The organism is Micromonospora sp. L5 (genome assembly GCF_000177655.2).
Taxonomy (GTDB): Bacteria; Actinomycetota; Actinomycetes; order Mycobacteriales; family Micromonosporaceae; genus Micromonospora; species Micromonospora aurantiaca.
This window is the reverse complement of the sequence record NC_014815.1, coordinates 1,298,654-1,317,727: the sequence shown is the minus strand read 5'-3', so window position 1 is coordinate 1,317,727 and position 19,074 is coordinate 1,298,654. Positions and strand designations below refer to the sequence as shown.

Sequence of the window (19,074 nt, the reverse complement as noted above, 5' to 3'; positions counted from 1 at the left end):
CACCGGCATAGCGTGGAGGACATGCCGAAAGCCGTCTGGAACGACCTCGTCGTCGCCGAGAGCGACGACACAGTGGTGGTCGAGGGCAACCACTACTTCCCCCGTGCCGCGCTGCGCGACGACCTGATCCGGGAGTCCGACACCCACACGGTCTGCCCGTGGAAGGGCACGGCCTCCTACTACACGCTCGAACACGGCGGCGCCACCAGCCCGGACGCCGTCTGGTACTACCCCGATCCCAAGCCGGACGCGGAGATGGTCCGCGACCGGGTGGCGTTCTGGAAGGACGTCCGGGTCGTCGACTGAGTCACCGTGCCGCCGGGGCGACTGGCACCCGGCGGCCCCGGTGGGTCACTATGCCCCCATGGCCGACCCGCACTCCGACCCGTCCGGCACCGTCTACGGCGCCCGCCGCGCCCGTGGCGCCCGTGGTGTCCGGCTGCCCCAGGACCCGCTGATGCGGATCGCGCTGGGCGTCGGCGTGGCGGGCGTACTCCTCGGGGTCTTCTTCGCCACCGGCGTGCTCGGCGGCGGTGACGACCGGCCGGTGGTGCCGGCGGCGGCAGTGCCCACAGCGGAGCCGAGCGAGCCGAGCGCGGAACCGACGGCGGAGCCCACGCCGTCGTCGTCGCCCTCGCCGAGCGCGGCGCCGAGCACACCCGCCGCGCCGGTGGCCACGCCGAAGGTGATCCGGGGCGTGCCGTCCGGACGCTGCCTCGGCGTGACGGGCGACGAGCCCGAGGGCGCGCAGGCGGCGCTGGCCGACTGCACCGGCGGGCCGGAGCAGCAGTGGGTGGTCACGCCGGTCACGAACGACACCTACCTGCTCGTCAACGCGGCGAGCGGCAAGTGCCTGGACGTCAACGAGGCGAAGACCGACGACGGCGTCGACGTGCAGCAGTGGTCGTGCAACGGGCAGGCCAACCAGCAGTGGCGGTTCCAGCAGGCCGGTGACGGTGCGGCGCTGCTTGTGGCAGTGCACAGCGGCAAGTGCGCGCAGGTCGACGACGCGGGCACCGAGCCCGGCCGCGAGCTGGAGCAGGCGCCGTGCAGCGGCGCTCCCGAGCAGCAGTGGGCGGCCGGCTGACCGGTCGGCCCCGGTGGCGCCGCCCCGCCGGCCCCGGTAGCGCCCACCCGTCAGCCGCGGTAGCGCCGACCCGTCAGCCGCGGTAGCTCCAGGCCCGCCGGCCCGCCGCCACGGGCAGCGCGAGCGCGGGCTCGCCGGCGGGACGGCGCCGCAGCAGCAGCGACAGCCCGGCCGCGCCGACCGACAGCGCGCCCGCCACGTACCAGGCCAGCGCGTAGTCGCCGAGCCGGTCCCGGACCAGACCGGCGCCGGTGGCCGCCAGCGCGGCGCCGAACTGGTGCGCGGCGAACACCCAGCCGAACACCACGGCGCCGGACGCGCCGAACCACTCCCGGCACAACGCCACAGTCGGCGGGACCGTCGCCACCCAGTCCAGCCCGTAGAAGACGATGAAGACCAGCATGCTCGGCTCGGCCGTACCGGCGAACAGGCTCGGCAGCACCAGCAGCGACGCCCCGCGCAACGCGTAGTAGGCGCCGAGCAGCAGCCGGGCGTCGACCCGGTCGGTGAGCCACCCGGAGGCGATCGAGCCGGCGATGTCGAAGAGCCCGACCACGGCGAGCAGCCCGGCGGCTGTGGTCTCCGGCATGCCGTGGTCGTGCGCCGCCGGCACGAAGTGCGTACCGACCAGGCCGTTCGTGGTCGCGCCGCAGATCGCGAAACCGCCGGCGAGCAGCCAGAACGGCCGCGTCCGCGCGGCGGCGGCGAGCGCGCCGACCGCCCGCGCCGCGGCGCCGCCCTCCGGCCGGGCCGGCGGCACGACCTCGGTCGCGCCGTAGGCGGGCCGCCCCAGGTCCGCCGGATGCTCCCGCAACAACCACACCACAAGGGGTACGACCGCCAGCGCGGCCCCGGCGACGACGAGTGCCGCCGTGCGCCAGCCGTGGTCGCGCACCAGCACCGCGAGCAGCGGAAGGAAGACGAGCTGCCCGGCCGCGCCCCCGGCGGTGAGCACACCCGTCACCAGTCCCCGCCGCTTGACGAACCAGCGCCCGGTCACCGTCGCCACGAACGCCAGCGCCATCGAGCCGGTGCCCAGCCCGACGAGGACGCCCCAGCACAACAGGAGCTGCCAGCTCTCGGTCATCCCCACGGTCAGGCCGCTGCCGGCGGCCACCAGCACCAACGCACCGGCCACCACCCGGCGGATGCCGAACCGGTCCATCAGCGCGGCGGCGAACGGCGCGGTGAGGCCGTACAGCAGCAGGTTGACCGACACGGCGGCGGAGATGGTCGCCAGCGGCCAGCCGAACTCGGCGTGCAGCGGGTGCAGCAGCACGCCCGGGGTGGCGCGGAAACCTGCGGCACCGACGAGCGCGACGAAGGCCACGGCGGCGACGAGCCAGGCCGGGTGCAGGCGGGATCGTGTCACCAATCGAGTCTCGGACCGGGCGGTTCCTGCGACGAGTGGCCGGAAAGCCATCGTGCGCAATAATCGGGCCATGTCCGTACCGCACCGGGTCGCCGTCCTCGCCCTCGACGGCGTGGTGGCGCTCGACCTCGGCACCCCCGCCCAGGTTCTCGGCGCCGCCCGCGCCGACGACAGCACCCCGCTGTACACGGTGGCGACCTGCACCCCCGGCGGCCTGCCGATACGCAGCAGCGCCGGCTTCCAGGTCCTCCCCGACCACGGGCTGGAACTGCTGGAGCGCGCCGACACCGTGATCGTCCCCGGCATCCACTCCGGCTCGCCGCTGGACGACGGCACGGTGGCCGCCGAGGTGGCCCAGGCGCTGCGGGCCGCGTACGACCGGGGCGCCCGCGTCATGTCCATCTGCACCGGCGCGTTCGTACTCGCCGCCGCCGGCCTGCTCGACGGCCGCCCGGCCACCACGCACTGGGCGTACGCGTCGCGCTTCCGCCGCCTGCACCCCGGCGTACGGCTCGACCCCGACGTGCTCTTCGTCGACGACGGCCGCGTGCTCACCTCGGCCGGGGTGGCCGCCGGAATCGACCTGTGCCTGCACGTCGTCCGCACGGACCACGGCAGCGCGGTGGCCAACCGGGCCGCCCGGCGCTGCGTGGTGCCGCCGTGGCGCGACGGTGGGCAGGCCCAGTACATCGAGCGGCCGGTACCCCGCGGCGCTGACAACGGCACAGCGGCCACCCGCGAGTGGGCGCGGCAGCGGCTGCACGAGCCGGTGGCGCTGCGCGAGATGGCGGCACACGCGCGGATGAGCGTCCGTACGTTCACCAGGCACTTCCGCTCCGAGACCGGGCTCAGCCCGGCGCAGTGGCTGCTCCAGCAGCGCACCGAGCACGCCCGGGTGCTGCTGGAGACGACGGATCTGAGCGTCGACCGGATCGCCCGGGACGCGGGCTTCGGCACCACCGCCGCGCTGCGCCAGCACTTCCACGCGCGGGTAGGCGTGTCCCCCACCGCCTACCGCCGCACGTTCCGCCACCCGCCCCCTGCGACGTCCCCCGCCCCGCCCGCGCCCGCTTCCGTCGATCTTGGAGTTGTGGCGCCTGGAAGGCCAGGCATGTCGGAGTTGTCCACTGCCACAACTCCATGATCGATTATCTGCCGGTCAGGCGAGGTGGGGCTGGCGGCGCAGGGCGCGGAGCTGGGCCAGGTGCAGCGGCAGGTGCACGCGGATGTGCAGGTCCAGCGCCCTGCCCCAGGACAGCGAGTCGTCCACGTCCAGGTCGAAGCCCTCGCGCAGCACGGTGTCCACCGGCGTCTCCGCCGCCGGGCCGAGCCGCTCCGCCAACGCGCACAACTTCTGGCTGGTGGCCCGGAACAGCGCGGCCAGGCCGTCCAGCCCGCCGCACTCGGAGACGAGCGCGTCCAGTTGCGGCCGGTGGATGGTGTCCAGGTCGTAGTACGCGAACGGCGAGCCGGCCAGCACCGCCTCGGTCGCCTCGCTCATCAGCTCGTCGTTGGCGGCGAGGTGCGCGACGATCTGCTCGGCGCTCAGCTGACCTTCGGGCGGCGGCCCGAACCCGCCCGCGTCGATCTCCGCGAACAACTCCTCGTACGCCTGCCGCAGTGCCGGGGCGTCCACCTCGTCCATGCCCCGCATCCAACCCTCGCAGCCGCTGCGGGCACCCCGGCTACCGTGCCCGGTTCACCCAGACGCGTGAAGGCCGGCACCCCGTTGGTTCGGGGTGCCGGCCTTCAGCTTGGTCTCACTTGTTGGTCTCAACTGTTCCAGTGCTGGGCGACGAGGTCGGCGGCCTGCTGCTCCCACTGGGCGTAGTGGTCCGGGTAGGCCGACACCTGCACGGTCTGGGCGGCCTTGGTCAGCGGCATGTCCTGCCAGCCGTCGACCTGCTTCAGACCCTTCAGGAACGCCGTCGTGGAGTACTCCGGGTCGGTGATCTGCTCCACCGTGCCCCAACCACTGGATGGGCGCTGCTGGAACAGGCCCTGCGAGTCGTGGTCGTTACGGTCACCGAGGTGGCCGAGGTTCTCCAGCTTCGACTCCTGCAACGCCGTAGCGATGGAGACGACAGCGGCACGCTCGTCCATACCGGCCTTCTTCGTCGCCGCAATGATCGCCTTGACGTTGGCGGTCTGCTCGTCGTTCAGGTCGATACGCGACTGCTCACCCTGCACACCGTGCGGGATCAGCTTGTCACCCTGCACGCTCACACTGACCGGCTTCGCCACGTGCGGGGTCTCCGCCGCGTGAGCGGCCACCGGACCGGCGAACACGCCACCGGTGAAAGCCAGACCAGCAACACCCAGAATGCTCTTACGCAGAATCGTGTTCATCAGAAGTGCTCCATTCGGGGGTCGACACACCCCGCAGGGGGACGGGGATGCGTGGGCACCGTCAGGCGCTCAAGAAAGTCTTCGGGGGGATCGGCTGCTCGCGAGGGCCGGGGGGTGCCTCGTCGCGGCGCCGGAAGCATGTTCAACGACCCGCCACCCGCCACCATTCCCGGGGGCGCCACACGCCTCCGGAGAGCAGGCGCGGGGGTTCACGTCGTCGGAACCGTGTTCAACGACCAGCCGGCCAGGATGATTCCCCGCGGCTCACGTCGCCGGAACCGTACTCAACGACCAGCCGCCCGAGGTGATTCCCAAGGCCTTGCAGATACCACCGGTTGCGTCCACGGGAGTGGTGTACGACTTGCCCGTGATGGGCGTGTTGCGTAGATGAGAGACGGCCATCGCGTCGATCCTTCAAGACGACCAAGTCAGAGAAGGAGAAGAGGACGCGATGGCCGCTTCAGAGAGTGTGAACCCTGTTGACCTGCTGCGCGAGCAGATCGAGGGCGCGTCGTCGGACGTGTTGCAAGCGATGATCAAGACGTTCGTGCAGGCGGTGATGTCCGCCGAGGCCGACGCGATCTGCGGCGCCGGGTACGGGCAGCGCAGCGATGAGCGGGTCAACTCGCGCAACGGTTACCGGCCTCGGGAATGGGACACCCGCGCCGGCACGATCGACCTGGCGATCCCGAAGCTGCGACACGGCAGCTACTTCCCGGAGTGGTTGCTGACCCACCGGCGTCGGGCCGAGCAGGCCCTGGTCTCGGTCGTGGCCACGAGCTATCTGCTGGGGGTGTCGACTCGGCGGGTGGAGAAGCTGGTCGAGCAGCTCGGGATCCGGCAGCTGTCCAAGTCGCAGGTCTCGGAGATGGCCGCGCATCTGGACGCGCAGGTGGAGGCGTTCCGCAACCGACCCTTGGACGCCGCCCACTACACGTTTGTGTGGATGGACGCCCTGACGATGAAGGTCCGCGAGCACGGCCGGACCGTCAACGTCCACGCCCTGATCGCGGTTGGGGTCAACGCCGACGGCGGCCGTGAAGTGCTGGGCCTGGACGTGGCCTCCGACGAGGACGGCGCCGGCTGGTTGGCGTTCCTGCGCAGCCTGACCGCCCGAGGCCTGTCCGGTGTCCGCCTGGTCATCTCCGACGCCCACGCCGGCCTCGTGGCCGCGATCGGGGCGGCTTTGCCGGGAGCTTCGTGGCAGCGGTGCAGGACCCACTATCTGCGCAACCTGCTGACGAAGGTGCCCAAGTCGGCGCAGCCGTGGATCGCCACCCTGGTCCGCACGATCTTCGACCAGCCCGACGCCGACGCTGTCCGCGCCCAGTTCGACCGGGTCGTGACCACGATCGAAGCGAAGTTCCCGGCCGCGGCCGAGCACCTCGACGCCGCCCGCGACGACCTCCTGGCGTTCACCGGCTTCCCCCGCGAGATCTGGCGCCAGATCTGGTCGAACAACCCACAGGAGCGGCTCAACAAGGAAATCCGCCGTCGCACCGACGTCGTCGGGATCTTCCCGAACCGGGCGGCGATCATCCGCCTCGTCGGCGCCGTCCTGGCCGAGCAGACCGACGAGTGGACCGAAGGACGCCGCTACATGGGCCTCGAACTACTCGCTAAAGCCCGCCTGATCACCATCGACACAGACCAACACGCCACCGACCAGACCGACCCGACCTCGATCGCCGCATAACATCAGACCGGATCACGCGATGGCCGTCTCTTACACCACCAGCGCGGACGCGACCATACCACCCCGCTCGCGGGGCGAGCCTTGCTCGGTCGTTCACCCGGTTACAACGCCACCCACCCGCCAGCGATTCCACCCCCAGAGTGCCACCCACCACCCCCGAACCGGACACCCCCGCCCACACCGGCACCGATCGCACCACACGCACCCGCCCCCGGCCGTCGATCATGAAGTTGACGCCGACAAACCGGACACCAAACACCGCCAACTTCATGATCGACCCCGAGCCAGGCGGGGCCGACCCGGGCGAGAGGACGGCACACCGGATCACCTGCGCGATCTTGCGGTTCGAGCCCTTCAGATGCCCCATTCGCGCGGTTTGCGGGGTACGAAAGTGCAAGATCGCGGATGCCCCAGGGGATCCCGGGCGGCTCTTGTGCCCGAGCTGACGAGGACTCGCCAAGGCTCCAGGAGAGGCCGCCGATCTTGGAGTTGCGGCACCTCGCGAAAGCCGCAAACCGGGCATCATGGGCACCACAACTCCAAGATCGACGAGAGCGAGAGCGCGAGAGCGAGCGGGCGGGCGGGCGGGCGCAAGCTCAGCGGCGGCCGTGGCGGGCGCGTAGGTAGTCGGAGACGACGTACTCGCCCAGGTCGTCCAGGTCCGGGGTGAACATCCGGCCACCCGAACGCCGCGCCACCGCATCCACGAACCGGCGCAGCCCCGGATCGTCGCCCAGCATGAACAGGTTGAGCGTAGCGCCGTACCGGGTCAGCCGGTCCACCTCCCGGATCGTCGCCGAGATCGTCTCCGGCAGCGGCGGCCAGTGGAAGTACGCCTCACCGTCCTCCGGGTCCAGGTGCGCTGTCGGCTCGCCGTCGGTGACCACCAGCACCACCGGCTCGGCACCCGGGTGGCGGCGCAGGTGCCGGCCGGCGATCCGCAGCGCGTGCTGGAGGTTGGTGCCCTGCTGCATGTCCGGCTCCACCGCCGCCAGCTCCTGCTGGGTCAGCGGCATCGCCTCCCGGCCGAAGCCGACGATCTGCAGCGCGTCCTGCGGGAACCGGGTCGCCATCAGGTGTGACAGGGCCAGCGCGGTCTGCTTCATCGGACCCCAGCGGCCCTGCGAGATCATCGAGTACGACAGGTCGACGCACAGCACCACCGCTGCCGACGCCCGCCGTTCGGTCTCCACCACCTCGAAGTCCTCGACCGCGAGCGGCACCGGCACTCCGGGGCCGGCCCGTCGTACCGCCCGGGTGAGCGTGCGCACCACGTCAAGCGGCTGTTCGTCGCCGTACTCCCAGGGGCGTGACGCCCCGCTCACCTCGCCTGCGGCGCCCGCCGTGCGCAGGTCGTGCCGGCCGCGCGGGCCGGCGGTCAGGTCGGAGAAGACGCGCCGCAGCGCAGTGCTCGCGAGCCGGCGCAGCGCCTTGGGGCTGAGCGTCAGCCCGTCCGCGTCGCGGGTGACCCAGCCCTGGCGGCGCAGTTCGCGCTCCAGCTCCTGCAACCCGCGCACGTCGTCGGCGGCGTCCCGGCCCAGCGTACGGGCGACGGCCTCCACGTCGACGTCGTCGAGTGTGGCGCCGGGCTGGTCCTGGTCGAGGGAGTCCAGCAGCTCGTCGAGCTCGGCGATCTCGTCGAGCGCGCCGGTGGCCTCGCCGTAGCCGAGCGGCTGGTCGCCGCGGACCCGCTCGCCGCGCTGCCAGTTCAGGTCCGGCCGCAGCGACCGCAGGTGCGCGTCGAGCTGGGACAGTTCACCGGAGAGCCGGTCGCCGAGCGACTGACGCATCAGCCCGGCGAGTTCCTCACGTTGCCGGTCCGACAGCGACCGCATGAGCCGCTCACCTGCGGCGGCCCGCCGGGCCAGTACGTCGATCAGCTCGTCGACGTCCCTGGGGCGTTCCGGGAAGAACTCGCCGTGGCGGCGCATGAACTCGGCGAACGCGTCGGTGGTGTCCTCGGAGCGGGCGTGCCGGGCGAGCAGGTCGTTGAGGTCGCGCATCATCTCGGCGAGCTGCCGCTGGACGGCCGGGTCGGCGGTGGCCCGGGCCGCGTCGCGCAGCCCGGCGAATCGCTGCTCCAGCACGTCGCCGCGCAGCCCGTCGAGGATCCGCTGGTACGTCTGCCGCGCCTCGGCGCTGGCCCAGTCGTACTCGGAGAGCTCCGACACCGCGCGGGCGGTGGAGCGGGGCAGGTTGTCGAGCACGGCCTCGGCGAACCGGGCGTCGTCGCCGTCGCGGCCGCGCAGCTCGTCGCGTTCGGCGGCGAGCGCCTGGTCGAGCAGTGCCCGGGCCCGGGTGACGGCGCCGTCGAGGTCGCCCCGGCGCAGTGCCTCCCGGCGCAGGCGGCGGGCGCGGGCGGCCAGGTCGTCGAGCCCGCCGCGCCCCTGCGGGCCGCGTCGCAGCAGCTCGCGCAGCGATTCGCGCAGGCTGCCGCCGGCGAGCACGTCCGAGCCGACCGCGTCCACAGCGGCGCGTACGTCGTACGGCGGGGCGAGCGGGTCGGGTCCGCCGCGCCACTGCCCGTACCGGAAGCGGTTGCCGCCGGCCACTGTCAGTCCCGGTCCCCGTAGACGGTGCGCCCGGAGTCGGTGACGTCCTTGCCGAGCCGGCGGGTCAGGTGCAGCCCTTCCAGCACGAACTCGATGCCGGCGGCCGCCTCCTCCGGGCTGGGCGCGTCGCCGAGCCCGAGCCGGTCGAGCACCTTGGCCAGCCCCGGCACGGTGCCGACCTGGCGTAGCAGCTCGGACGAGGAGACCAGTTCGCCGGTCTCGACGGCGCCGCCCTCGGCGACGATCGCGGTGAAGCCGGACAGGTCGAGCCCGGCGAGCCGGGCGCGGAACGTCTCGGCGGTGGCGGTACGCAGCAGGTGCGCGAGCACCTCGATCTCGCGTCCCTCCTCGCCGCTCTCGAACTCGACCTTGCCGCGCAGCGTGGAGGTCACCGACACGGTGTCCCCGATCCGGGCCACAGGCGCCTCCGGCCGGGACGCCGACCCGGCCGCCCCACCCGAGGCACCAGCGCCGGCAGAAGCACCGGCCAGCAGACCCGAACGGCGCAACGCGGCGGCGGCCACCGTCTCCGCGGCGGCGATGGCGAACCGGGCGGACACACCGGAGCGCGGGTCGACCGACGGCGACTCCCGCACGTCGCGGGCGAACCGGGCCAGCACCTCCAGCACGTGCTCCGGCACGACGGCGACCAGGTCGGCCTCCTGCCGGATCAGCGCCAGCTCCAGGTCCAGGTCGAGCGGATAGTGGGTACGGATCTCCGCGCCGAACCGGTCCTTCAGCGGCGTGATGATCCGGCCCCGGTTGGTGTAGTCCTCCGGGTTGGCACTGGCCACGAGCAGCAGGTCCAGCGGCAGCCGTAGCTGATAGCCGCGGACCTGGATGTCGCGTTCCTCCAGCACGTTGAGCAGCGCCACCTGGATGCGTTCGGCCAGGTCGGGCAGCTCGTTGACGGCGAAGACGCCCCGGTTGGTACGCGGTACGAGCCCGAAGTGGATGGTCTCCGGGTCGCCGAGCGTGCGCCCCTGGGCGAGGCGGATCGGGTCGACGTCGCCGATCAGGTCACCGACGCTGGTGTCCGGCGTGGCGAGCTTCTCGCCGTACCGCATCGAGCGGTGCAGCCACCCGATCGCCAGGTCGTAGCCGGCCGAGTCGACGAGCGCCTGGGACGCCGGGGTGAGCGGGTGCATCGGGTGCTCGTTGAGTACCGAGCCGGGGATCACCGGGGTCCACTCGTCCAGCAGCGCGCCGAGCGAACGGATCAGCCGGGTCTTGCCCTGCCCGCGCTCGCCGAGCAGCACCATGTCGTGCCCGGCGAGCAGCGCGCGCTCGACCTCGGGCAGCACCGTGTCCTCGTAGCCCACGATGCCGGGGAAGCGGTCCTCGCCGGAGCCCATCCGGGCGAGGAGGTTGTCTCGGAGTTCCTGTTTGACCGTGCGGTAGCGGTGGCCGGCCGCGCGCAGCCCGCCGAGTGTGCTCGGCAGGTCGGCGGGCGGGACCGGGGAAACCTGGTTGGGAGCGGTCACCCGATCCACGCTAGCTCAGAATTCGCGTACCGCCCGGGGGTCGGTCCCGCCCCGTGCCGGGACCGATCCTCCGGGCGGCGTCTCAGGCGCGGCGTCGCAGGTGGTACGCGTACGCGGCACCGGCCAGCGTGACCGCCCAGACCGGCCACAGCACCATCGGCAGGGCGGCGGCGTTGCCCTCGCTGATCAGCTCGGCGAACTGCGGCGCGGCGAGCAGGTCGAGGCTGGCCGCCAGCACGGCGAGCGCGACCAGCCCGGCCGGGATCACCGCGAGGAGCACCGGCACCCGCCGGCCCGCCAGCCCGGGCATCCAGCGCGGGAACCGCTCTCCCCAGCGGGCCACCAGTCCGAGCGTGAGCACCGCGCCGACCACGGCGAACGCGCCCAGCCCCGCGCCGGCCCAGATCGCACCGTCGGCCCGCATCTCGGCGAGCGTCTCCCGGGACATTCCCAGCGGGACGCCGGCCAGCCAGGCGAACCGGGTGAACGCGTAGAGCACCGGGACGACGGCCGCCGTCCACGTCGCCCACCGGCCCCACCGGGCGGCCGCAGCGGGCGCGGTCCAGCCCGGAGCGGACCCGTCGGCGATCCGGCGACGCCAGCGCAGCAGCGCGCCGGCCAGCAGCATCCCCCCGGCCAGGGCAGCCAGCCGGGCGAACAGCGGCCAGGTGAAGACGTCGGCGTAGTCCACCGAGGGCCAGCCGAACGGCGCCCCGATGATCAGCATCGGCGCGTAGCCGAGCAGGGCGAGCACCCGCATCCCGGGCACCACCACCGCCAACGCGAGGGCGACGGTCGTGGCGTACCCGGTGATCAGCAGTCGCACCGGGCGGGACTGCCGCCGGGCCGGGCCGGTCATGGCCAGGGCGGCGACGGCGCCGGTCAGCAGGACCGCCGCGAACAGCGGCGGGCCGACGGCGTCCGGCAGCAACTGGAGCAGGCCGGCGGCGTCCCCGCCGTGCGGGTCGTTCGTGCCGAACGGGTAGCCGGCGCCGGTGAGCGCCGACAGCAGGGCGAGCACGCCCCAGCCGCCGAGCCAGGCGGCGGCGAGCGGGGCGGCCGGGTCCAGCCGGGTGCGGGTGTCCCGGGGAGGTGCGGAGGCGATGGTCGTCGTCATGCCCTCAGCCTGGACCGGCCAGGCGCGCGTTCCATCCCGCCACGGGGTGGACCCGCTCCCCCACGGGAGGGACCGGTCAACCGGCCGGGATCACGAAGCCCGACTCGTAGGCGGCGACCACCGCCTGGGTCCGGTCCCGGACCCCGAGCTTGGCCAGCACGTTCCCGACGTGCGTCTTCACCGTCTCGACGCCGACGACCAGCCGGGCGGCGATCTCCGGATTGGACAGGCCGGCGGCCATCAGCCGCAGCACCTCGGCCTCGCGCTCGGTCAGGCGCGCGGCGCGAAGCCGGTCGCCGTCGCGCCGCCCGTACGTGTCGACGAGCTGCCGGATGGCGGCCGGGAACAGCAGCGAATCCCCGGCCGCCACCACCCGGATCGCCTGCACCACCTCGGCCGGGCGGGCCCGTTTGAGGAGGAAACCGGCTGCCCCGGCGCGCAGCGCCTCGTAGACGTACTCGTCGTTGGCGAACGTGGTGACCACCAGGACCCGGGGCGGGTCGGCGGAGGCGGCGAGCAACCGGCGGGTGGCCTGGATGCCGTCGATGGCCGGCATCCGCACGTCCATCAGCACCACCCGCGGTCGCAGCTTCGCGACCAGCGGCGGCACCTGGGCCCCGTCCGCCGCCTCGCCGACGACACGCAGGTCCGGCTGGGCGTCCACGATCGCCCGCAGGCCGACCCGGATCAGTTCGTCGTCGTCGACGACCAGCACGTCGATGGTCACCGGGCCTCCCCTCTCGGCACCGGCAGGGTGGCCCGGACGCGCCAGCGATCCCCGTCGGGGCCGGCGTCCAGCCGGCCGCCGAGCAGCAGCACCCGCTCCCGCATGCCGTCGAGCCCGCGCCCGCCGCGGGCCGGCCCGGCGGCGCCACGCACGCTGTTGACGAGCTCGATCGCCAGCCCTTCCGGGGGTACGGCGACTCGCAGCGTGACCGGTCCACGGCCGTGCCGGGCCGCGTTCGTCAGCCCTTCCTGGACGATGCGGTAGCCCTCGCGGGACACCACGGCGGGCAGCGCGTCGAGCGCCCCGTCGACCCGGGACTCGACGTCCAGCCCGGCGGCGCGGGCCGCGGCGACCAGCCGGTCGAGTCCGGCGAGCGTTGATTGCGGCGCGGGTGCCGTCGCGGCGCCGGCCTCGCGGATCAACCCGAGGACGTGGTCCAGGTCGTCCATGGCGCGGCGGCTGGTCTCCTCGATGGCCGTCAGGGCCCGCCGGCTGAACTCGGGGTCGGTGTCGAGCAGTTCCCGCGCGGCGCCGGCCTGGAGGGTCGCCACGGTCAGGGCGTGGCCGACCGAGTCGTGCAGTTCGCGGGCCAGCCGGTTGCGTTCGGCCAGCCGTACCGCGTGGGCCTCCAGCGCGGCGATCCGCTCGGCCTGGGCCGGGCCGAGCAGCACCGGCGCCATCGAGGCGGCGAGCGCGCCCAGGCCGGCCACGGCGTAGCCGAGCCCGGCCAGCACGGCGAGGCCGGCCAGCCCGGCCTGGACCGGGTGCGCCGGGTCGACGGGGCCGAACCGCTGGTCCGCCACGGCGCCGGTGTCCATCCCGGCCAGGCCGGCGACGAAGACCAGCGCCATCGGGAACGCGCTGATCGCGGCGAACCACACCACCGCGCCGGTGCCCAGGTGCAGGGCGATCCAGAGCGCGGCGCGCAGCCGGGTCTCCCGGTCGATCCGGTGCCCGGGCGCGGGCTCCGGCAGGTCGACGGCGAGCAGCGCCCGGGCGGCGGCGATCTCCAGCGCCCGGCTGCCGGCCAGGAACACCGGCACCACGGCGAGCCCGGCGGCCACCACCAGCAGGCCGAGCACGAGCGGGCGGGGCGCTGTCGCGTTCCCCAGCATCTGCGCGAAGACCACCGCCAGCAAGGCGTACGGCAGGGCGAGCACGCCACCGAGGAGCAGGAACACGGCACGGCGCCAGGTGCTGGCGCGCACCAGCGGCGCGAACACCCCCCGGACCGTCACCCGGTCATTGTCCGCCCCGTCGTACCGGTCCGGCTCCCCCGTGCCGGGGAGATTCCGGCCGGCTCACCCGCCCAGGCGGGCGCGGACCATCCGGGGTACGGCGGCCAGCCCGGTGACCGGGCGGAACGCGTGCGCGGCGGCGACGAGTGCGGCGTACTCGTCGTCGGCGAGGTCGATCTCGGCGGCGGCGGCGTTGCGTTCCATCTGCTCGACCCCGGAGGCGCCCGGGATGGCCACCACGTTCGGGTGCCGCAGCACGTACGCGAGCGCGATCTGGCTCGGCGTGGCGTCGTGCGCGTCGGCGACCTCGCGCAGCGTGGCGATCAGCGCGGTGCCGCGTTCCAGGTTCTCCGGCAGGAAGTACGGGTTGGCCCGGCGTACCGCCCCGGCGGGCGGGTTCGTGGCGTCGTAGCGGCCGGAGAGGAAACCCTGCGCCAGCGGGGAGTACGCGATGACGATCCGGCCGGCCTGCTCCGCGTACGGGATGAGGTCTTCTTCGGGGCCGCGGTCGATCATGCTGTAGCGGACCTGGTTGCTCAGCACCCGACGGCCCAGCGCGGCCTCGGCGAACCGCCACCGGCGCAGGCCGTAGTTGCTGACGCCGACCTCGCCGACCAGCCCGACGTCCTGCAACGAGCGCATGCCGCGCATGGTGGTGGTGTCGGCGACCACCGGGTTGGCCTGGTGCACCTGGTAGAGGTCGATGCCGTCGACGCCGAGCCGGGCGGCGGAGGCGACAGCGCGCTGCTGCACCACCGGGGCGACCGGCAGCAACGGGAAGATCTTGGTGGCGACCACGACCTTGGCCCGGTCGTCGCCCAGGGCCGCGCCGAGGATGCGCTCGCTGCGGCCGAAGCCGTACAGCTCGGCGGTGTCGAACAGGGTGACGCCCAGGTCGAGCGCCCGCCGGACGATCTCGGCGGCGCGGCGCTCGTACTCGGGGCCGTAGCCCCACTCCTTGGAGCCGAACTGCCAGGTGCCGAGGCCGATCTTGGAGATGGGCTTGGGGGTGTCGAGCCGCGCGTAACGCATGAGGCCGAACGTACCCGCGCCGCTGCGTGCGCACTCCGGTCCGGACAGAATGGCCTGGTGACCTACCTCGCCAGCGACGACCGTTACCACGAGATGATCTACCGGCGCACCGGCCGGAGCGGGCTGAAGCTGCCTGTCATCTCCCTCGGCCTGTGGCACAACTTCGGACCGGACCGCCCCTTCGAGCGGCAGCGCGACATCGTCCGCCGCGCCTTCGACCTCGGCATCACCCACTTCGACCTGGCGAACAACTACGGCCCGCCGCCCGGTTCGGCGGAGGAGAACTTCGGCCGGCTGCTCGCCACCGACCTGAAGCCGTACCGGGACGAGCTGGTGATCTCCAGCAAGGCCGGGTACCTGATGTGGCCCGGCCCGTACGGCGAGTGGGGTTCGCGCAAGTACCTGGTCTCGTCGCTGGACCAGTCGCTGCGCCGCCTCGGGCTGGACTACGTCGACGTCTTCTACTCGCACCGGTTCGACCCGGAGACTCCGCTGGAGGAGACGATGGGCGCGCTCGACGCGATCGTCCGCTCCGGCAAGGCGCTCTACGTCGGCATCTCCAACTACGACTCGGAGCAGACCGAGCGGGCCGCGGCGATCCTCCGCGACCTGGGCACGCCGCTGCTGATCAACCAGCCGTCGTACTCGATGATGAACCGCTGGACGGAGAGCGACGGCCTGCTGGACACGCTGGAGCGCGTCGGCGCCGGCTGCATCGCCTACAGCCCGCTCGCCCAGGGCCTGCTCACCGACCGTTACCTGAAGGGCATCCCGGCCGACTCCCGGGTGCGCACGAGCGTCTTCCTGAACGAGAGCGACCTCGACGAGGAGACGATGGCGACGGTCCGGGGGCTCGCCGCGGTGGCGCAGCGGCGCGGGCAGACCCTGGCCCAGCTCGCCCTGGCGTGGGCGCTGCGCGACCCGCGCATGACCAGCCTCATCATCGGCGCGAGCAGCGTCGGGCAGTTGGAGGGCAACGTGGCCGCGTTGAACAACCTCGACCTCGCCGGGGACGACCTGGCCGAGATCGAGCGCCTGCTCGGCTGAGTCACCAGATGCGGCGCCGCCCGGCGCGGTGGTTGCGGACACCGCACGGCCGCCCGGGCGGCGGCCCGCCGGTCCGCCGCAGTCCGACCACCGCCGCCGCGAGGAGCGCGACGACGAGCGCCGCCGCGCCGACCAGGAGCGGCCGGGACAGCGGTCCGCCGTCGGTCACCGTCGCGACCGGCACCGCCGGCTCGTCGTCGGCCGCCGGAACGGCGAGGGTACGCGGGGGCGACGCGCTCGCCTTCGGCGCTGCCGACGGCGGGTCCGACGCACCGCGTGCCGCCCGGAAGATCACGTCCGAGCAGGAGTAGTACGTGTCCTGGGTGTCCGAGTTCTGCCAGATCACATAGACGATGTGCCGGCCGCTACGGTCGGCCGGCAGCCGCCCCCGCATCTCGTACGCGCCCGCGCGGATCGGCGGGTCGGTGACCTGAAGGAACGGCTTCTCCTCCAGATCCGCCCAGGTCAGCGAGCGTCGAGGCGAGTACGAGCCGGTGGTGACGTAGTACCGGAACGTGCCCCGGTGCGGGATGGTGGTGCGGTAGCGGAACGTGTGCCGGGCCCCGGCCGTGAGCGTGGTGGCGGGCCAGTCGGCGCGCGCCAGGTCCAGTCCCCGGTACGCGGACAGCCCGCCGCTGCACAGCTCCCCGTCCGGGATGCGTTCCCGGTCCCGCCCGTCGATCCGCGCCACCCGGATGTTGTCCCACTCGCGTACCGCCGCTCCGGCGGCGACCGCGGCCCGGCAGGCGGGCGTCTGCGCCCGGCCACCCTCGGGCCCGCACGCGGCGGCCCGGCTCAGCGGGCTGGTCGGCGTACCGTGCGCCGCGGCCGGCGCGGCGGTCAGCGGCACCGTCGCGGCGACGGCGGCGAGCGCGGCGAGCGCGCGACGTGCGGCCATGTGATCGACCTCCCGCGCACTGGTACGGCCGCGAGCCGCCAAAGGTTCGATCCGCGCCGATCGGCCGGGGCGGCATGACCGAACGGACAACCGGGGCGGCGACGGACACCTGATGGGCCCTACAGTGACGAAACCCTGTGATCGAGGAGCGTCCCTTGTCCGAGCCGGCCCCGTCCCCCGAGCCGTCCCGCGCCGCCCCCGCGGCCGGGCCCGCGCCGGGCGACGTCCCCGCCCCCGCACAGCCGTACCTGCTGGTCCTGCCCACGATGGAGGGCGCTCCCGCGCCGGTGCCCTGGCCGGGCGCCGAGGGGCAGCCCGGCTGGGCGATTCCGGTCACCGTGCCACCCGGCACCCAGGGGTACGCGTTGTTCCTCCCGCTGGTCCCGGCGACCGGCCAGCAGACGGCGACCGGCCAGCCTGCGGCGGCGGTGCCCGCCCAGGCCACAGCGCCCGCCGCCGAGCGCTCCCCGCAGGAGGGCGCTACGACGGCAGCGACAGGTAGGGGAAAGCCCGCCGCCGCACCGGCCGACCGGCCGACGGGCGGAGAGGCTGTCGCCGCCCCGGCGGCTTCGGCCACTACACAGGCGGCCGGCTCGAAGCCGTCCGTCGCGAGCGCCGACGCAGCGGGGGCGGCCACGGCCGGCTCCGGTGAGGCCGGCGCGCGTCCCGGCGACGGCGCTCCGCAGACGGCCACTTCCGCGACCTCAGACCCGGCGGGGGCCTCGCAGACGTCTGCCGCTCCCGCGGGCCCGCAGCCGGCCTCCGGGTCATGGGCAGCGCCGGGCACGCAGCCGGCCTCCGGGCCGCCGCCCGCGCCGGGTGCGCAACGTGCTCCGGGCACGCCGCCTCCGCACGGCGGTGGGCCGGTGCCCGCGCCGCCGTACCCCGGAATGGGGTGGAGCGGGCACCCGCAGGCGCCGACGTGGGCGCCGCGACCTCAGGTGCCGCGGACCTCGTTCCTCGGCGCGCGGTGGCCCGGCCCGAAGGCGGCGACCGGGCGGGCCGTGCCGCTCGCGGTGCTGGCCGCTGCGGTCGGCAGCGCGGTCTTCGTGCCGCTGGGCCGCGTCGGCGTCGGCTGGTTCCTGGGGTGGCTCACGCTCACGCTCGCGGTGGTGCTGGCGGTCCGGTCGAAGACCGCGGAGCTGCCGCGCGCCGACAAGTTCATCCGGGCCGGGTGGGCGGCGGCCGCGCTGGCCCTGATCGCCGTGCCGGCGTTCCGCAACGCCTGGTGGCTCGTGACGTTCTGCGTGCTCGGCGCGCTCGGCTGCGCCACCCTCGCGATCATCGGCGGGCGGCTGGTGCGCTCGGTCCTGTTCGGCCTGGTGGCGACGCCGTTCGCGGCGTTGCGCGGCCTGCCGTGGGTACGCCGGCACATCACCGCCTCGCCGCAGGAGGCGACGGTGCGAAAGGTGACCGTCTCGGTGGTCGCCACGGTCGTGGTGCTCGTGGTCTTCGGCAGCCTGCTCGCGTCGGCCGACGCGGCGTTCTCCGAGGCGCTCGGCTCGCTCGTCCCCGAGATCAACCTCGGTACGGTGTTCGGCTGGCTGTTCCTCGCAGTGGTGGGCGGGCTGATCGCTGTCGCCGCGCTCTACACGCTCGCCGCGCCGCCCGACCTGTCCACAGTGGATCGCGAGGGTGAGCGCCGTCTCGGCCTGCTGGAGTGGGCCCCGGCCATCGGCGCGCTCACGCTGCTGTTCGCCGGGTTCGTGGTGGTGCAGTTCACCACGCTCTTCGGCGGGCAGCAGCACGTGCAGCGGGTCGCCGGGCTCAGCTACGCCGAGTACGCGCGCAGCGGCTTCTGGCAGCTGCTCTTCGTCACGCTGCTGACCGTGGCGGTGCTCGGCGGGGTGAGCCGCTGGGCACGCCGGGAGCGGCCGGTCGAGCGGATCATGCTGCGCGTGCTGCTCGGGCTGATCAGCGCGCTGAGCGTGGTGATCGTGGCGTCGGCGCTGTCCCGGATGTGGACGTACCAGAAGGTCTACAGCTTCACCGGCGAGCGAATCTTCGTGATGGCGTTCGAGATGCTGCTCGGCACGGTCTTCCTGATGATCATCGCGGCCGGTGTCAAGTGGCGGGGCCGGTGGATTCCCGGCACCACGCTCGCGCTGGCCGTGGCGATGCTGCTCGGCCTGGCCGTGCTCAACCCGGAGGACTACGTCGCCCGCCGCAACACGCTGCGGTACGAGCAGACCGGCAAGATCGACGCCTGGTACCTGCGGGCGTTGTCCGCCGACGCCACGCCGGCACTCGCCAAGCTCCCCGACCCGGTACGCCGGTGCACGCTGAGCTGGATCGCCGACGACCTGGCCGAGCCCGATCCCTGGTACGCCTGGAACCTGGGCCGCCAGCGCGCCCGTAAGGCCCTCGACGAGGTCGGCCCGCAGGCGATCGGCGGTCCGAAGGACTGCCGACGGGCTGACCAGTTCGACCTGCCGAAGACGCGGCGTCCCCGCTGACGTCGCAGGCCGGGCCGCG

The 19,074-nt window shown here is 73.7% G+C and carries 16 protein-coding genes; 6 read left to right on the top strand and 10 right to left on the bottom strand.

All coding sequences use genetic code 11. The features are described 5' to 3' along the window. Positions 1–21 precede the first annotated feature (21 nt). Together ML5_RS06540 and ML5_RS06535 are read left to right on the top strand one after the other, a co-directional pair. A complete protein-coding gene (locus ML5_RS06540; RefSeq protein ID WP_013284253.1) occupies positions 22–306 on the top strand; it encodes a DUF427 domain-containing protein in 285 nt (94 codons plus the stop codon). A gap of 58 nt (positions 307–364) precedes the next feature. Beyond that, positions 365–1,087, top strand: a complete 723-nt coding sequence (locus tag ML5_RS06535; RefSeq protein ID WP_013474149.1) for an RICIN domain-containing protein — start codon at positions 365–367, stop codon at positions 1,085–1,087. Positions 1,088–1,160: 73 nt separating this feature from the next. Here ML5_RS06535 and ML5_RS06530 read toward each other — a convergent pair whose 3' ends face one another. Beyond that, on the bottom strand, positions 1,161–2,459 hold the full coding sequence (locus ML5_RS06530; RefSeq protein ID WP_013474148.1) for an MFS transporter: 1,299 nt from the start codon (positions 2,457–2,459) through the stop codon (positions 1,161–1,163). 70 nt (positions 2,460–2,529) lie between these two features. Here ML5_RS06530 and ML5_RS06525 point away from each other — a divergent pair, with 70 nt between their 5' ends. Then, positions 2,530–3,603, top strand: coding sequence for a GlxA family transcriptional regulator (locus ML5_RS06525; RefSeq protein WP_176739716.1), 1,074 nt, complete (start codon positions 2,530–2,532; stop codon positions 3,601–3,603). 15 nt (positions 3,604–3,618) lie between these two features. Here the strand turns inward: ML5_RS06525 and ML5_RS06520 are convergent, their stop codons facing one another. Both ML5_RS06520 and ML5_RS06515 read right to left on the bottom strand, forming a co-directional pair. After that, positions 3,619–4,113 (bottom strand): hypothetical protein, encoded by a 495-nt coding sequence (locus tag ML5_RS06520; protein ID WP_013474146.1) that lies wholly within the window; start codon positions 4,111–4,113, stop codon positions 3,619–3,621. 119 nt (positions 4,114–4,232) lie between these two features. After that, complete coding sequence (locus tag ML5_RS06515) at positions 4,233–4,808, bottom strand: hypothetical protein (protein ID WP_013474145.1); 576 nt, start codon at positions 4,806–4,808, stop codon at positions 4,233–4,235. 451 nt (positions 4,809–5,259) lie between these two features. Between ML5_RS06515 and ML5_RS06510 the strand changes: the two genes are divergently transcribed. Next, the gene (locus ML5_RS06510; protein WP_013284934.1) at positions 5,260–6,504 is read left to right on the top strand and encodes an IS256 family transposase; all 1,245 of its coding nucleotides are present in this window, start codon (positions 5,260–5,262) and stop codon (positions 6,502–6,504) included. A 596-nt stretch (positions 6,505–7,100) separates the two neighbouring features. On the opposite strand, the gene ML5_RS06505 is transcribed toward ML5_RS06510, so the two are convergent. From ML5_RS06505 to ML5_RS06480, 6 genes are all read right to left on the bottom strand, one after another. Next, positions 7,101–9,056 (bottom strand): VWA domain-containing protein, encoded by a 1,956-nt coding sequence (locus tag ML5_RS06505; protein WP_013474144.1) that lies wholly within the window; start codon positions 9,054–9,056, stop codon positions 7,101–7,103. Positions 9,057–9,058: 2 nt separating this feature from the next. After that, complete coding sequence (locus ML5_RS06500; RefSeq protein WP_013474143.1) at positions 9,059–10,549, bottom strand: magnesium chelatase; 1,491 nt, start codon at positions 10,547–10,549, stop codon at positions 9,059–9,061. A gap of 73 nt (positions 10,550–10,622) precedes the next feature. Beyond that, positions 10,623–11,657, bottom strand: coding sequence for a hypothetical protein (locus tag ML5_RS06495; protein ID WP_013474142.1), 1,035 nt, complete (start codon positions 11,655–11,657; stop codon positions 10,623–10,625). 76 nt (positions 11,658–11,733) lie between these two features. Continuing rightward, positions 11,734–12,384, bottom strand: a complete 651-nt coding sequence (locus tag ML5_RS06490) for a response regulator transcription factor (protein WP_013474141.1) — start codon at positions 12,382–12,384, stop codon at positions 11,734–11,736. Beyond that, positions 12,381–13,622, bottom strand: coding sequence for a sensor histidine kinase (locus ML5_RS06485; protein WP_013474140.1), 1,242 nt, complete (start codon positions 13,620–13,622; stop codon positions 12,381–12,383). The genes ML5_RS06490 and ML5_RS06485 overlap by 4 nt, the downstream gene beginning before the upstream one ends. Positions 13,623–13,685: 63 nt before the next feature. Next, entirely contained in the window at positions 13,686–14,654 is a 969-nt protein-coding gene (locus tag ML5_RS06480; RefSeq protein ID WP_013474139.1) for an aldo/keto reductase, read from the bottom strand. A gap of 57 nt (positions 14,655–14,711) precedes the next feature. On the opposite strand from ML5_RS06480, the gene mgrA reads away from it, so the two are divergent. Next, positions 14,712–15,701 (top strand): L-glyceraldehyde 3-phosphate reductase, encoded by a 990-nt coding sequence (gene mgrA, locus ML5_RS06475; RefSeq protein ID WP_013474138.1) that lies wholly within the window; start codon positions 14,712–14,714, stop codon positions 15,699–15,701. Position 15,702: 1 nt separating this feature from the next. Here mgrA and ML5_RS06470 read toward each other — a convergent pair whose 3' ends face one another. Beyond that, positions 15,703–16,599, bottom strand: coding sequence for a lytic polysaccharide monooxygenase (locus tag ML5_RS06470; protein ID WP_013474137.1), 897 nt, complete (start codon positions 16,597–16,599; stop codon positions 15,703–15,705). 155 nt (positions 16,600–16,754) lie between these two features. On the opposite strand from ML5_RS06470, the gene ML5_RS06465 reads away from it, so the two are divergent. Beyond that, complete coding sequence (locus ML5_RS06465; RefSeq protein WP_013474136.1) at positions 16,755–19,055, top strand: DUF4153 domain-containing protein; 2,301 nt, start codon at positions 16,755–16,757, stop codon at positions 19,053–19,055. Positions 19,056–19,074: the final 19 nt, after the last annotated feature.